We start from the raw sequence: 13,903 nt of genomic DNA on the forward strand, positions 1-13,903 counted from the left end.
GCCGTCCGGGCTTTATGACGGTGATGCGTGTGTCCATTGTTTCCGGGGCTGCCCTGGGTGTCACGGTCTTCGCGGTGTGGCTGAAGCAGGAGACGCCGCACCCCAGTGCCGCCATTGCAGTGCGTGAATCGCCGCTGGTCCAGGCGCGCAGCTTGAAGTCCCCGTTACAAACCGCGCAGTCGTCCGCGCTGGCCCCCTATGGATTGCAAAAAGGCCCCGTGCCTGTGACCGCGCCTGCACCTGCGCCTGCCGCCCCAGCGGTGCCGCCGCCGGCGGACAAGGCGCCGGCCACGGCCACGGCCGCGGTGCTGCCGGTCTGGCTGATGCGGGATGTCCCGGAATTTGCGGACGGCAAGAACGCCGGGCTCTCTCCCGCGCAGACGATCGACCGGCTGCGGCAGAGCCTGCGGGAGGCGGGCGCGCGGCAGATGGGGCTGGCGGTACGCTTTGCCATGCTGAACTTGTCCGAACTGCTGGCCATGGAGCCCAAAGCCTGGGCGGCCAGCCTGGAAACGCCCGCCGCCGGCGAGAACCGTGCCTCCGCCATGCTGCTGACGTTTTACCTCTCCTATCTGGATCGTGCCGGAGACGGCGCGGGGGTGAAGTCGCTCGTCAAAGCCATGGGGCAGGGCATGACCGAGGAGCGCGCCGTGCGGGAATTCATCCTGGCGGGGCGCAGCGTGGAAGAATTGGAACGGGAGATGGGGCGGATGTTTGCGGAGGCGGGAGTGGAGCTGCAGTTTACGCGGCGCGGTGGTCTGGCATTCCGGCCTTGATGATCATTCTGGGGGAGAATCCTTTTGCCCCGTCTGGTTTTTGCCCTTAATCCCTGCGCACTCCATGAAGACCTCCTGGCCCATCCGCCTTGTGCGCGCGCTGTTCTTTGCGTTTTCCGTTTTCATCGGCATGGCCATCGCCCTGGGCCTGCAGCAGGACGCCTGGGTGGGCGCGCTCACCGGCGCGGTGTTCATGGGGCTGCTGGTGGTGCTGGACGTGATGCTGGCACACTTCACCCTGCGGGATTTTTCCCACGCCACACTGGGGCTGGCGGTGGGGCTCTTCTGCGCCTGGCTGATCACGCGCATCGGCGTCTTTCAGCTCGCCTACTTCCAAAATCATGACGAGGGGATGGCGCTGCAAAACGTGGTGGAGATCTGCATCTACGGCACGCTGGCATTTTTCGGCGTCACCTTTGCGCTGCGCAGCGACCGCGATCAGTTTGCCTTCCTGATTCCCTACATCCGCTTCCGCCGCGATGGCTCGGAGGGCGAACCGCTGCTGCTGGATACGAACGCCGTGATGGATGCCCGCCTGCCGGGAGTCTTTGCCTCCGGATTTCTCAGCGGCGCGGTGGTGGTGCCACGCTGTGTTTTGAATGAGCTGCAGAAGCTTTCGGACTCCACGGACCCGGCGCAGTCTCTGCGCGGGAAGCGGGGCCTGGAGATGATGGAAAAACTACGGGCCAGGCCGGGGATGAACGTGTCCATTCACGAGGACGGGGTGTCCGATGTGCCGGTGGAGGTGCGCCTGGTGACACAGGCCCGCGAGCTGAACGCCCGCCTGCTGACCACCGACGACAATCTGGCGAAAGTCGCCCGGCTGCGAGGCATCACCGTGCTGAGCCTGCGCGAGCTGGCCGCCGCGATGAATCCAGAACTCAGCGTGGGAGATGAACTGCGGCTGCCGCTGACCAAGCCGGGCAAGGACAAGAACCAGGCGGTGGGTTATCTGCCAGATGGCGCCATGATTGTGGTGAACAATGCCGCCGCGCGCATCGGCCAGACGGTGGATGTGGTGGTCTCCGGCACCCTGCCCACGAGTGCGGGCCGCCTGGTGTTTGCCGAGATCAAGCCGGCCGCGTGATACGCCGGCGCTGCAACAGGCCCGCCGCAAGAGCCAGCGCCACCAGCAGGGCCGAGTGCGGCTCCGGAACCATGGTGATGGCCGTGATGGCGTCCGCGCTGGTGGAAATGCGCGAGGCGTACATGCTGGAGGGATTGTCCACCGGCAGATCGGGGATGAAGGTCCAGCCAAAGGAGTCCGAGCCCTGATAGAGGCCGCCACGGTCAAACAGCGCCGCATTGAAGTCGCTGCCGTCTCCGATGACGTTGTTGGTGTCAAACATGCCGTCGATGCTGTAGTTCACACCCGCCAGCTTCCAGATTCCGCCGTCATCGACAAAGACACCACCGCCGGAGTCGCCGTTGGAAAGAGTGGCTTCTTCAGCGGTCCCGCTCGCGCTGAATGAAGCCGTGAGCAGGTCGCCGATGGCGCTGGAATAGATGCCGCTGACGGTGTTCGTGCCCCAGCGTGCGGTGCCGTCCGGCGTGGTGTCCTGCCACCCGTGCAGGACGCCGCCCACGAGTACATCGGCCCCGCGTGCACCGCCCCGTCCGTTGATCTCCATCGTCAGGCCCGTTTCCAAAGACCCTGTGTAGAGAGGCGCGTAGGTGGAAAAGGTTTCCTGGATTTTGAAGATGCGCAGATCCGTGCCCGCGATGTCCCAGTAGCCGAGACCACCGTTGGCGGCGGTGTCGATGTTGTAGGTCATATCTGCGCTGCCGTTGAAAACGCTGCTCTGAGTGAAGGTGCTGCCCTGGAGGCCGAAGTGCTGCGCGGTGATGAAGTACTGCGGCGCGATCATAGTGCCGAGGTAGGCGCCATAGCTGCCTTCATACTGCCAGCCTGAATCTGCGAAGATGCCGGTGGGGGCGGTGGTGTTGTGGGTGGGATCTGCCGTGGCTTCAAAGACGACTGCCCTGCATGGCGCGGCGGTCAGACACAGCCATGCCAGGGAGGCGCGCAGGAGGAGCGGGGCTCTGGTAGTGGATGCTTTGAAGGGCATGAACATCAGGTACTGTCCTGCGGAACTCTAAAATTTCCATAAAAGTCTGCTAAATAACCCTAGATTTGTGCTGCTGGAGGCGGTGAAATGGGTTTTGCAAATGGCGTGATCTTCGCTTGGTGAAATCCATGCTCGACACTCTGGTCCTTTTTGTTATGGGTGGCGGGCTTGTGACGCAAAAATGAAAAACAGATGGATCAGCATGCTGGGTGCCTGCGTGCTCCCGCCGCTAGTCGGCGTCGGGGTATGCGGAGGCATCATCCATCTTCTGAAGAACCATGAAATGTTCCGGGTGGACGCGGTGGCGCCGCCCACGGCCGAGGCCAGCCGGGTGAGGCAGGGGAAGCTGAGCGAGACCGGCGCCGAAATACGTGCGGCCCTGCCTGTTGACGCTGCTTTTGACCCGGTGCGCGCGCTGCCAGTCCCGGCGCAGCCGAACGCCGAGAAAGCCGCCCTGCAACGCGCGGCTGAGGCTGCAAAGCCTCCTGCCCAGGCGCCGAAGGCGGAACCTGCGGTGGCTGCTGCCAGGAAGCCTGTGAAGCCGGCGCCGGCCGTTGTCATTTCGAAGCCTGTGTGGCGGCCGGTGATCGATCCCATCACGGAGCACTGGACGCGTTTGATGCCGCGCACGGAGGCCTTGCCGCAGGCTTACCAGGCCGTGCTGAATGATGACCCCGCTCATCTGGCGCGGCTGATCGCGATGGGAATTTCACCCCACGAAATGACCCTGGGCGGAGATACGCCGTTGTGCGCCGCGGTGCGCATGGGGCGTGCGGATTGCGTGCAGGTGCTGGCTCTTTCCGGGGTGAACCTGAACCAGTCTGCGCATGAAAAGCAGCCGCCGATCGCCCTGGCTTCACTGCGCCGCAACACGCCCGTCCTGCAGACGCTGCTGGATTTTGGGGTGGATCCTAACACGCGCTTCAACACCCCGGTGCAGAAGCAGCTCATCGACCGCTGCTCGATCAAAGACCTGCGCAACGCCATGGAGAGCGACCGCGGCATCACCCCGCTGATCTGCTGCTCGGCACGTGGAGATGTGGAAGGCGCCGTCACTCTGATGAGGGCCGGTGGCAGGCCTGGCATGGGAACCACGCGGTACCATCGCTACCCCATCAATTTTGCCGCCACGCAGGGCTACCTCTTCCTCATGCGCGTGCTGCTGGGCCGCGATCCGGATTCGGAGCCGGACACGCTGGTGACGGTGGATCTCTCCAGCCAGCGTGCCTGGGTGACGAAGCAGGGGCGCATCATCAACCACACCATGGTTTCCACGGGGCGTGAGGGTTATGGCACTCCGGCGGGGCGCTACGTCATCACGGACAAGCACACCTCCCACGTCTCCACGCTCTACCATGTGAACATGCCGTGGTTCATGCGCCTGAACTGCGGGGCGATCGGCCTGCACAGCGGCTACGTCACGGGGCAGCCTGCTTCCCACGGCTGCATTCGCCTGCCTTATGAGAAGGCCAAACAGTTCTTCGGCCAGGTGCGCGTGGGCGACGAAGTGGAAATTGTGTATTGAGGAGCCGGAGGCCCGTCAACGGCTACAGCGCTTTGAGCAGCTTGTCGTGGATGCCGTCGAAGCCGCCGTTGCTGAAGACGACGATGACATCGCCGCTGCGGGTTTCCTGCTTGAGGCGGTTGACGATGGCCTCGGTGCTGGCCTCGAAATAACAGGGCTTGCCGCGGGCGGTGACGGACTCGGCCACCTTGGCGGTGTCGAGGCGCTGGTCCGCGGCGACTTTTTCGGGATTGGCCACGGCGGCGATGACGGAACCGTCGGCTTCGGTCAGGGCGTCGATCAGCTCGTTTTGCAGAACATTGCGACGGCTGGTGTTGGAGCGCGGCTCGAAGAGAGCCCACAGGCGGCGGCCGCTGTAGCGCTGGCGCAGGCCGCGCAGGGTCTCGCGGATCGCGGTCGGGTGGTGGCCGAAGTCGTCGATGATGGTGATGCCGTGGGCGGCGCCGCGCTCCTGCTGGCGGCGGCGGATGCCGCGGAAGCTGGAGAGACCGGCGCGGATCTCGTCATCGCTCAGCCCGGCGAAGCGGGCGGCGCAGACGCACATGGCGGCATTGCGTGCATTGAACTCGCCGACCATGGGGACCTCGAAGGCGACGCCATTGATTTCAAACCGCGTGCTCTCAGGCGTGGTGCCAGTGATGGTGATGCGGAAGTCGCAGTCCGGACCCAGGCCGACGGTCTTGAAGGGGGCGGGGCATTTGACGCGGAGGGAGAGGCAGTTGGGGTCGTCACCGTTGGCGAGCACAAGGCCGTTGCGAGGGACGGTGTTGAGGAAGCGCTGGAAGGAGAGCAGGATTTCATCGAGATCGCGGAAGATGTCCGCGTGGTCGAACTCGATATTGTTCACGATGGCGCACTCGGGCAGGTAGTGGAGAAATTTGCTGCGCTTGTCGAAGTAGGCGGTGTCATATTCATCGCCTTCGATGACGAAGAGGTCCGAATGCGTGAAGCGCGCGCCCGATTCGAAATTCTCCGGCACGCCGCCGATCATGAAGCCGGGGTTTTTGCCCGCGTGTTCATAAATCCATGCCAGCATGGTGGTCGTGGTGGTCTTGCCGTGGGTGCCACTGATGACAAAGCTGCGCTTGCCCTGGATGACTTCGCGCTTCAGCATCTCCGCCATGGAGACGTAGGGCAGTTTTTTTTCCAGCAGGGCTTCGAGCTCCGGATTGCCGCGGGAGATCGCATTGCCCACCACATACACGTCCGCCTTGAGGGGCAGGTTTTCGGGTTTGTAGCCTTCCGTGACGGTGATGCCGGCATCCCGCAGCACATCGCTCATGGGCGGATAGACCTGGTTGTCTGAGCCGCTGATGGTGTGGCCCAGGGCGCGCAGCGCCACTGCGGTGGAGCCCATCGCGGTGCCGCAGATGCCGATGAAATGAATGTGCTTGGGAGATGCCATGGAGGAGAGGCGCCCGGTTCAGGCAGCAGACGCCAGGCGGGAACTAAAGCAGGCCTTCCAGCCGCCTGCTAAAAGAAAGTTTAGTTCGGCAGGAATAATCGCGGCGGCGTGGGCTCAAACGTTGCGATGGCCGTCCCCCCTGCAGCCAGCCCGAACTGACAAACAAACCACAGCACACCACCACACCTCTCATGAGCACCAAACACATCATCGCCGCCGCCGCCTTCACCGGACTCCTTTCCGGTGCCTACGCCGTCCAGCCCAGCAGCAGCCAGAAAGCCGCCAGCCCCGGGGTCTGCATCGAAAAAATGGCTGACAAAGGCCAGCACGTCTGCCGGGGGCACAACGACTGCAAAGGACAGGGCGGCTGCAAGTCTGGCGACAACGGCTGCAAAGGCAAAAACTCCTGCAAGGGCAAGGGCGGCTGCAACACCATGCCGAAGAAGCCCCGATAAGAACCCCGTGAAGGAATGCAGGCGGCCGGGGTGTCCCGGCCTCCTGCATGCCGCCGGGAGGATGAAATCCAGGCGCAACGCCTCCTCCTCCTCCTCCTCCTCCTCCTCCTCCTTCTTCTTCTTCTTCTTTTCCGAACTCGATTCCCTCCTCATGCCCGTCAATCCCCACAATGGTCACACGGATCTGGGCATCGGCCTCGGCCTTCGCGTGCCGCACTACCAGCATATTCTGGAGAAAAAGCCGGCATGCGGCTGGTTCGAGATCATCTCCGAAAATTTCATGGTGGATGGCGGCCGCCCCCTGCAGGTGCTGGACAGCATTTTGGAGCAGTACCGCGTGGTGCAGCACGGAGTCTCGCTGTACTTTGGCAACGCGGATGCGCTGGACCGCGGCCACCTGACAAAGCTCAGACGGCTGGTGAAGCGTACCCAGACGCCGTGGCTCTCCGACCACCTCTGCTGGGGCAGTGTGGACGGACGCTGCACCCACGACCTCCTGCCCATGCCCTACACCATGAGCGTGGCAAAACACACCGCCAGGAAGATCAGGCAGGCCCGGGATTTCCTCGAAGTGCCCATCTGCGTGGAGAACGTGAGCAGCTATGCGGAATTCACCCAGAACGAGATGACTGAATGGGAGTTCCTCAACGAAGTCGTCGAGCGCGCCGACTGCGGCATCCTCCTGGATGTAAACAACATCCACGTTTCTTCGCAGAACCACGGCTTCGATGCCTTTGAGTATCTGCGCGCCGTGCCGCATCATCGGGTCGGGCAGATTCACATCGCCGGGCATACGCGGCTGGATCACGTGGTTCTCGACACGCACGATCATCCGGTGCCTGATCCTGTCTGGGAGTTGTACGCCGCCGCCGTCCGGTTCTGCGGCAGGACCGCCACCCTCCTCGAATGGGACGACAAGATTCCCAGCTTTGAGGAAGTGCATGATGAAGCCCTGAAAGCCCGCCAATTTCTGCATGAGCAAGCACATGCCGCCTAGCAGGCTCCGCACCAACGCCGATCTGCGCCGGCTGCAGCGCGCCATGGCTGCGGCGCTCATGCAGCCGCTGGTGGGCGAGGACCGTCTGCGAGCAGGCACGCAGGCAGGCTTCATTGCGCCGAACGACCGCATGAGCGGCTTTGAGCGCCTGGAGATCTATGCGCGCCAGTACTGGTTTCGTCTGCTCGACTGCCTTTATGATGACTACCCCGCGCTGCGCGCTTTTCTTGGCGAGCGCCGCTTCCACCGGCTGTGCCGGGACTATCTGGCGCGGCATCCCAGCACGTCATGGACCCTGCGGAACCTCGGTGCGGAGCTCCCGGCATTCATCACGGATCTTGAATCCCGCGACATCGCCCGGGCTGAATGGGCGCAGACGCAGGCCTTTGACGAGGCGGCGAAAAAACCGCTGCGGATCGAAGATCTGGCCGGGGCAGATCCCGCGACGTTTCATCTGGGGCTCCAACCCTGCGTGGTGCTTCTGCAGGCAGACCATGCCGTGGATCACTTCATTGCGGGGATGAAAAAGTCCGCGGCCGACGTGCGTGGCTCCGCCAGCCAGGCCATGGCCGGGGCGTCCCGCCGCAGCCGCCGCGTGCCGAGGGCGCCGAAATTGAAGCGGGAGCGGGTGCATCTGGCCATCCACCGCCATGACAACCAGCTCTATTTCAAGCGCCTCGCTCCTGAGGCCTGCCTGATGCTCTCGGCGCTGCGGGATGGTCTCACACTGGCGGATGCCCTTGAGACAGCCCTGGCCCATGCCAGTCCGGAAAACGACTGGCCTGCGCAGATTCGTGACTGGTTCACCGAGTTTTCCCAGCTTGGCTGGTTCATCAGGGCTTCGCGCAAATCATGAAGCCCTGGACGGCCGCCGGCTCCATGCCCAAACCGGAGAGCACCGGCTGCTCTGAAGGACCGGTGGAAAAAAGCACGAGACGTGGGAATAAACGCCGCAGACCCGCCTCCCACGTGTATTCCCGCCCCATGAGTTCATGGAACTTGCCCTTCAATTTGGCATTGAACTGCCTGAAACCCGCCCGATACCTCGACGCGTGACCGATTCCGTGCCCAGCTTCGAGCAGATCGTGGACGCCCACTACCAGGGCCTCTACCGCTTTGCCCTGAGCATGTGCCGGCGGGAGGCCACGGCCCAGGACCTGGTGCAGCAGACTTTCCTGCAGTGGGCGAAGAAGGGGCACACCCTGCGGGACGCCTCCAAGGTGAAGACCTGGCTCTTCACCACGATCTACCGGGAATGGCTGGCCGTCGCCCGCCGGGAGAAAAAATACGAGGAGGTGGAGTTTGAAGCCGACCAGCACGGAGCCGCCCAGCAGGACGACGACGGGGAAAACCCGCGGGTGGACAGCGCCACGCTGCAGGTCGCGCTCAATGAGCTGGAGCCAAACTACCGCGCTCCGCTGGTGCTTTTCTACCTGAAGGAGCTATCGTACCGCGACATCGCCGAGACGCTGGGAGTGCCCATCGGCACGGTGATGTCCCGCCTCTCACGCGCCAAAAACAGCCTGCGCAGCATCCTGCGCCGCCTTGAAGATTCCGCCGCCTCCAACATCATTTCCCTCACCGCCTCGTGAACCGCGAAGAAGCCAGACTCGAACTCGATGCCACGACGCTCCGTCCGCAGGATGCGTCGCCGGAGGCGCGTGCCATGGCTGGGAGCGATCCCGAGCTGGCGGCGTGGCTGGAGAAGCGCACGGCCTTTGACGAGCAGGTGGCCGAGGCCTTCGCCGCGACCATTCCAGCGGGACTGCGCGAGGACATTTTGAAAAACGCGCGGCGGCCCGCCCGGCCCCGCGTCCGCTGGGTGCTGCCTGTGGTGGCGGCAGCCGCCGCGGCGGTGGCCGTGGGCTGGACGCTTTTCTGGCCCGCGACCAGCGACATGCCAGCGTGGCAGGCGGAGTCGCTCGCCGCTGTGACGAAGGTCGAGTACGGCGTGTCCAGTGTGCATCCGGCACATGACCTCGAATCCATCAAAAAGATGCTCGTGGCCGACCAGAGTCCGACTCCGGCTCATCTGCCGGGCAGTGTGGAGGCCATGCCTGTGCGGGCCTGCAAATGCATCCAGGTGGCGGGGCATGCGGCCTCCATCATCTGCTTTGAGATCGCCCCCGGCAAAGAGGCGCACCTGGTGGTGGTGGACAGCACCGGACTGCCGGATGTGCCGCCGCAGCTTCAGCCGCAGTTCAAGGCCTGCAAAAAATGGAACACCGCAAGCTGGAGCGACGGCAACCAGACCTTCCTTCTGGCGACGACGGCCGACGTGAGCGTGCTGAAGAAGCTGTTTGGGCTGGTGTGAGTGCTACGGAATTTCGGCGAGGCGGATGTGCTGCTTTCCGAGCACCGCATGGCAGTTCACGCACTGCTGGCGCAGCGACTGGAAGGCTGCCGCGGAACGGGTGGCGTCACGTTTCTGCAGGGCCGTTTTGAGCTCCGCGAAGGGACCTTTTTCCCATGCGGCAAGCAGCGGCGTGACGTCAATCCTGCCACCTTGCGCGGACTTCTGCGAAGGGGCGCTCTGGATCGTCCTGGCCACGCTCCCGTGCATGCGCTCCGCCATGGCCAGTGCGTCATCCCACCGGCCTGCCTGCTGGAGTTTGCGTGTCTCGAGCATTTTTCGCTCAGCCGCCATCATGCGGTGGCTGTTCATCATGTCGGCACAGGAGGCCAGGATTAACGCGGAGAGGAGCAGGGTGCGGTGCATGGGCGGGGTGACTCAATCACTTTCCCTCAAACCTGTCACGTCCTTTTGCCAGCGCTTCAATCTTGCGGTCGGCGATGCTGCGTTTGAGCATCCAGAAACCGCAGTCGGGGTGGATGAACTTCACGCGGCCGGCACCGAGCTTTTTCTCGGCGGCTTCGATGCGGCGGGCAATCTCATCGGCGCTTTCAATGTGGTTCACCTTGATGTCCACGACGCCGAGCCCGACGCCGATTTTGGGATCGAGCTCCTTCAGCGCGTCGAGATCAGCGGCGGGGCGGTGAGCCAGCTCCAGCACGAGGTGGTCGGCATGGAGGGAATTGAGAAAGGTGATGAGCGCGGCCCATTCGCCCTTTTGAATGGTCTGGCCGCCGTAGTTGCCAAAGCAGAAGTGCACGGCCTTGGTGCCTTTGACGGCATCCAGCACACGGTTGATGCCTGCGGCGGCGATGGGGGCGTCGGCAGGGTTGCCGGGGATGTTGGCTTCATCGACCTGGACGCAGTCGCACTGCAGATCGGCGGCCTGCGCGGCGAGGGCGTCGGCGATAGCCATGTTCAGCGCGGCGAAGTCGTTGTAATGCGTGTCGAGCAGCGTGCGGGCCAGCATGTAGGGGCTGGTGAGCGTGAACTTGAAGGGGCCGCCGGCCACCTTGCCCGCACGAGCGCAGTCTTCGGCCAGATTGAGCACGCCTTCGGTGATGGGGCCGCGCACGACGGCGGCGGGCTTGCTGCGGAAGGCCATCTCATGCTTGGCGCGAAATGCGGCGGCATCCGCCCGGCCCACGCGGTTGTCGATGCCGCCGAGCTTGTGCACGAAGTACTCGATCATGCCGTTGGTGTCGGGATGATTGACATCGAAGCGGTAGAGCTCGCCATCCGTGGGCAGGTCAATGCCGGCCTGACGCTGGGTGTCGAAGACCACGCGTGTGGCGTCAATGACGGCGGCTTCGCTGGGCAGCGCGCTGAGCCATTCGGGGACGGGATAGGAGCCGACGGTGGTGGTCTGGATGGTGGCCATGGGGCAGACTAGTCAGCATCTCCAGGCGGTGGAAGCCGTGAGTGCCAAAGTCCAAAGGCAGGCAGGATTCGACAAAGTAGAGCGAACTTGCTCCCTGGAGTTTTGCTACACCCCTCACCCGGCCTCTCCCCGAAGAATACTCAGAGCTGCGAAATCTGGGGCGGGGAGAGGAGATTCGCGTTGGGTCTCTTCCAAGCTGAATCGGAGCCTTGGCGCGTCACTCCTCTCCCCGTCCCAGCTCTCTTCGTGCAAAGTTTACTTCGGGGAGAGGCGGGGTGAGGGGAGTGGCAAAGAGCCACTACTTCGCGTTCTTCGGGCCTTTGCCGCGCACGCTCATTTTGAAGGGGACGCCGGGGGCGTCCCATTCGTCGCGGATGACTTTCTCCAGGTAGCGCATGTAGCTTTCGGTGAGCTTGGAGGCGCGGTTGGCGAAGAGAACGAAGTGTGGCACGGGGATGGCGAAGCCTTCGGCCTCGTTCACCTGGGTGGCGTAGAGCAGCTTGAAGCTGTGGGTGCTGCGGCCCAGGGCACCGGGGGTGTTTTCAATGGCATTGGCCAGAAGGCGGTTCAGGGCGCCGGTGCTGATGCGGTTCTGCGCGCCGGTGCGCACTTTTTCGATCTGCACGAAGAGCTTGCCGATGTGGTCCTTGTTCTTGGCGGAGATGGCCACCAGCGGGGCGTAGTTCAGGAAGAAGAACTCGCGGCGCATGAGCTCGTCCAGATGCTCCAGGCGGTCCTTCTGCTTCGCGTCCGGGTGGAAGAGGTCCCACTTGTTCATGACGAGGATGCAGGGTTTGCGCTCCTCCAGGATGAGCTGGGCGATCTTGCGGTCCTGCATCTTGGCGCCGGCGGCGCAGTCGATGACGAGCAGGCAGAGGTCCGCGCGCTTGATGCTCTGCAGGCTGCGGTCCACGCTGGAGATTTCCACCACGGTGTCGAGATTGGAGCGGCGGCGGATGCCGGCGGTGTCGATAAGCTGATAGTGCTTGCCGTTGTAGGTGGCCTTGATGTCGAGCGCATCACGTGTCGTGCCTGGAACATCGCTCACGATGGCGCGGTCCTTGCCCAGGATGGCGTTCACAAGCGACGACTTGCCGGCGTTTGGGCGGCCGACGATGGCGAGTTTCAGCGGCCGCGTATTTTGGCGTGCGATGGCGTCTTCCGTCTCCGTGGATTCCTTCAGGTCGAGACGGGTGGAGATCAGAGCCACGAGCTCGTCGATGCCGAGGCCATGGGCGGCGCTGACTTCCACGGTGTCTGCAAAGCCGAAGCGGGCGAACTCGCCGGCATTGAGCTTGCGCTTGGGGGAGTCGGCCTTGTTGCAGACGAGGATGACGGGCTTGTTTGTGCGGCGAAGCTCACGGGCGAGGCTTTGATCAATGGTGGTGACACCATCGACCACATCCACGACGAAGAGCAGGAGGTCTGCCACATCGAGGGCGATGGAGGCCTCCGTCTGCACCTGGTCGGTCAAAACGTCGTCCGTGCTGGCACCGATACCGCCGGTGTCCATGATCTCAAACCATGCCGGTCCGCGGCGGCACTGCGCCACGATGCGGTCCCGCGTCACCCCGGCCTGATCATGGACGATGGAGATGGTTTTGCCGGCGAGGCGGTTGAACAGGGCAGACTTCCCCACATTGGGGCGTCCGACGATGGCGACGGTTTTGAGCATTGTTCAGAGAGCACGCTGCGCCCCCCGCGTCAATCTTGTCCCGCAGCCTGGAGCTGCTTGACGCCGTCCACCAGATTGAGGATGCCGGACAGGGCGGTGAAGGTGGCGGCAAAGAGCGTGGGCCCGAGAAGCCATTCCGGCTTGAGGTCCAGCAGGATCCACAGAATGGCCGCCATCTGGGCAAAGGTGGCCGTTTTGCCGGTCCAGTGGGTGTGGATCTGGACCTTGCCCGCATAGTGGTCGATGAGAAAAGCGCCGCCGATGGACAGCAGATCGCGGCCGATGACGAGGATGGGAAACCACAACGGAAAGTGCTGCCGCCATGCGGTGAAGCTGAGCAGGATGATGGCGGAGAGCATGAGGAGCTTGTCCGCCAGCGGATCAATGATGGCGCCGAGGCGGGTGCGCTGATTGAAACGGCGGGCGATCCAGCCGTCGATGGCATCGCTGATGGCGGCGATGCCAAAGACGGCCGCGGCCCAGAGACGCAGGGCCTCATCCGGGTGCTCACCACGGGCGCTGTCGCCATAGTAGATCACCAGCCCGATGAAGACGGGGATCAGCAGGATGCGGAAAATGGTGATCTGATTGGCGAGGTTCATCCGGGGATCAGTTTAAAGTTTCATGTTTAAAGTTCAAAGTTTGAATTACGCGGCTTGAAACTTTGAGGGTGAAACTTGAAACTGGATTCATGCCGCGAATCGAGCCTGTGGACCTTCTAAACGCCTACTGTGAGGGCGCCTTCCCGATGGGGGAGGACGACGGCTCCATCTCGTGGTACCGGCCGAAGATGCGCGGCATTCTGCCGGTGGCGGATTTTCATGTGCCGCGGCGGTTTGAGCGCTACCTCAAAGATCATCCCTTTGAAGTGCGGTGGAACACGGCCTTTGGCGATGTGATCCGCGGCTGCGCGGACCGTGAGAGCACGTGGATCACGGACACGATCATGGACACGTATGAGGAGCTGCACCGCATCGGCTTTGCCCACAGCGCGGAGGTGTGGCGGGACGGCAAGCTGCGCGGGGGCGTGTATGGCGTGAGCATCGGCGGGGCGTTTTTCGGCGAGTCGATGTTCAGCCGCGAGCCGCAGGCCTCCAAGGTGGCGCTGACCTGCCTGCAGCGGAGGCTGCATGCGCGTGGCTTTCTGCTGCATGACACGCAGTGGACCACGCCGCACCTGGCGATGTTTGGCGGGCACGAGATCCCCTGCGTGCAGTATCTGGAGCTGCTGCAGCGGGCGATTCTGAGGAAGGCGACGTTTATGTGA

At 63.4% G+C, this 13,903-nt stretch carries 15 protein-coding genes; 9 read left to right on the plus strand and 6 right to left on the minus strand.

Annotation, left to right across the window (positions count from 1 at the left end; translation table 11 throughout):
• The first annotated feature begins 23 nt into the window (after positions 1 to 23).
• The gene (locus ACILSQ_RS09320) at positions 24 to 776 is read left to right on the plus strand and encodes a hypothetical protein (protein WP_395743333.1); all 753 of its coding nucleotides are present in this window, start codon (positions 24 to 26) and stop codon (positions 774 to 776) included.
• A 64-nt stretch (positions 777 to 840) separates the two neighbouring features.
• A complete protein-coding gene (locus tag ACILSQ_RS09325; protein ID WP_395743334.1) occupies positions 841 to 1,863 on the plus strand; it encodes a PIN/TRAM domain-containing protein in 1,023 nt (340 codons plus the stop codon).
• Here ACILSQ_RS09325 and ACILSQ_RS09330 read toward each other — a convergent pair.
• The gene (locus tag ACILSQ_RS09330) at positions 1,847 to 2,845 is read right to left on the minus strand and encodes a hypothetical protein (RefSeq protein ID WP_395743335.1); all 999 of its coding nucleotides are present in this window, start codon (positions 2,843 to 2,845) and stop codon (positions 1,847 to 1,849) included. The genes ACILSQ_RS09325 and ACILSQ_RS09330 overlap by 17 nt on opposite strands.
• A gap of 181 nt (positions 2,846 to 3,026) precedes the next feature.
• Here ACILSQ_RS09330 and ACILSQ_RS09335 point away from each other — a divergent pair, with 181 nt between their 5' ends.
• On the plus strand, positions 3,027 to 4,370 hold the full coding sequence (locus tag ACILSQ_RS09335; RefSeq protein WP_395743336.1) for a L,D-transpeptidase family protein: 1,344 nt from the start codon (positions 3,027 to 3,029) through the stop codon (positions 4,368 to 4,370).
• 22 nt (positions 4,371 to 4,392) lie between these two features.
• Here the strand turns inward: ACILSQ_RS09335 and mpl are convergent, their stop codons facing one another.
• Positions 4,393 to 5,775, minus strand: a complete 1,383-nt coding sequence (gene mpl / locus ACILSQ_RS09340; RefSeq protein WP_395743337.1) for a UDP-N-acetylmuramate:L-alanyl-gamma-D-glutamyl-meso-diaminopimelate ligase — start codon at positions 5,773 to 5,775, stop codon at positions 4,393 to 4,395.
• Positions 5,776 to 5,966: 191 nt separating this feature from the next.
• On the opposite strand from mpl, the gene ACILSQ_RS09345 reads away from it, so the two are divergent.
• From ACILSQ_RS09345 to ACILSQ_RS09365, 5 genes are all read left to right on the plus strand, one after another.
• Positions 5,967 to 6,230 carry a hypothetical protein gene (locus ACILSQ_RS09345; protein ID WP_395743338.1) on the plus strand — a complete coding sequence of 88 codons (264 nt, stop codon included), beginning with the start codon at positions 5,967 to 5,969 and terminating at the stop codon, positions 6,228 to 6,230.
• Positions 6,231 to 6,381: 151 nt separating this feature from the next.
• On the plus strand, positions 6,382 to 7,227 hold the full coding sequence (locus ACILSQ_RS09350; protein ID WP_395743589.1) for a DUF692 domain-containing protein: 846 nt from the start codon (positions 6,382 to 6,384) through the stop codon (positions 7,225 to 7,227).
• Positions 7,205 to 8,083 (plus strand): putative DNA-binding domain-containing protein, encoded by an 879-nt coding sequence (locus ACILSQ_RS09355; protein WP_395743339.1) that lies wholly within the window; start codon positions 7,205 to 7,207, stop codon positions 8,081 to 8,083. Before ACILSQ_RS09350 ends, ACILSQ_RS09355 begins: the two co-directional genes overlap by 23 nt.
• A gap of 196 nt (positions 8,084 to 8,279) precedes the next feature.
• Complete coding sequence (locus ACILSQ_RS09360) at positions 8,280 to 8,819, plus strand: RNA polymerase sigma factor (protein WP_395743340.1); 540 nt, start codon at positions 8,280 to 8,282, stop codon at positions 8,817 to 8,819.
• The gene (locus tag ACILSQ_RS09365) at positions 8,816 to 9,541 is read left to right on the plus strand and encodes a hypothetical protein (RefSeq protein WP_395743341.1); all 726 of its coding nucleotides are present in this window, start codon (positions 8,816 to 8,818) and stop codon (positions 9,539 to 9,541) included. Before ACILSQ_RS09360 ends, ACILSQ_RS09365 begins: the two co-directional genes overlap by 4 nt.
• A 3-nt stretch (positions 9,542 to 9,544) precedes the next feature.
• Here the strand turns inward: ACILSQ_RS09365 and ACILSQ_RS09370 are convergent, their stop codons facing one another.
• From ACILSQ_RS09370 to pgsA, 4 genes are all read right to left on the minus strand, one after another.
• Positions 9,545 to 9,946 (minus strand): hypothetical protein, encoded by a 402-nt coding sequence (locus ACILSQ_RS09370; protein WP_395743342.1) that lies wholly within the window; start codon positions 9,944 to 9,946, stop codon positions 9,545 to 9,547.
• A 16-nt stretch (positions 9,947 to 9,962) separates the two neighbouring features.
• Entirely contained in the window at positions 9,963 to 10,961 is a 999-nt protein-coding gene (locus ACILSQ_RS09375; protein WP_395743343.1) for a cobalamin-independent methionine synthase II family protein, read from the minus strand.
• A 298-nt stretch (positions 10,962 to 11,259) separates the two neighbouring features.
• Positions 11,260 to 12,636, minus strand: coding sequence for a ribosome biogenesis GTPase Der (gene der / locus ACILSQ_RS09380; protein WP_395743344.1), 1,377 nt, complete (start codon positions 12,634 to 12,636; stop codon positions 11,260 to 11,262).
• Positions 12,637 to 12,665: 29 nt separating this feature from the next.
• On the minus strand, positions 12,666 to 13,238 hold the full coding sequence (gene pgsA, locus ACILSQ_RS09385; RefSeq protein ID WP_395743345.1) for a CDP-diacylglycerol--glycerol-3-phosphate 3-phosphatidyltransferase: 573 nt from the start codon (positions 13,236 to 13,238) through the stop codon (positions 12,666 to 12,668).
• A gap of 89 nt (positions 13,239 to 13,327) precedes the next feature.
• Between pgsA and aat the strand changes: the two genes are divergently transcribed.
• Positions 13,328 to 13,903 carry a leucyl/phenylalanyl-tRNA--protein transferase gene (gene aat / locus ACILSQ_RS09390; RefSeq protein WP_395743346.1) on the plus strand — a complete coding sequence of 192 codons (576 nt, stop codon included), beginning with the start codon at positions 13,328 to 13,330 and terminating at the stop codon, positions 13,901 to 13,903.

The organism is Prosthecobacter sp. (assembly GCF_044227185.1).
Lineage (GTDB): Bacteria > Verrucomicrobiota > Verrucomicrobiia > Verrucomicrobiales > Verrucomicrobiaceae > Prosthecobacter.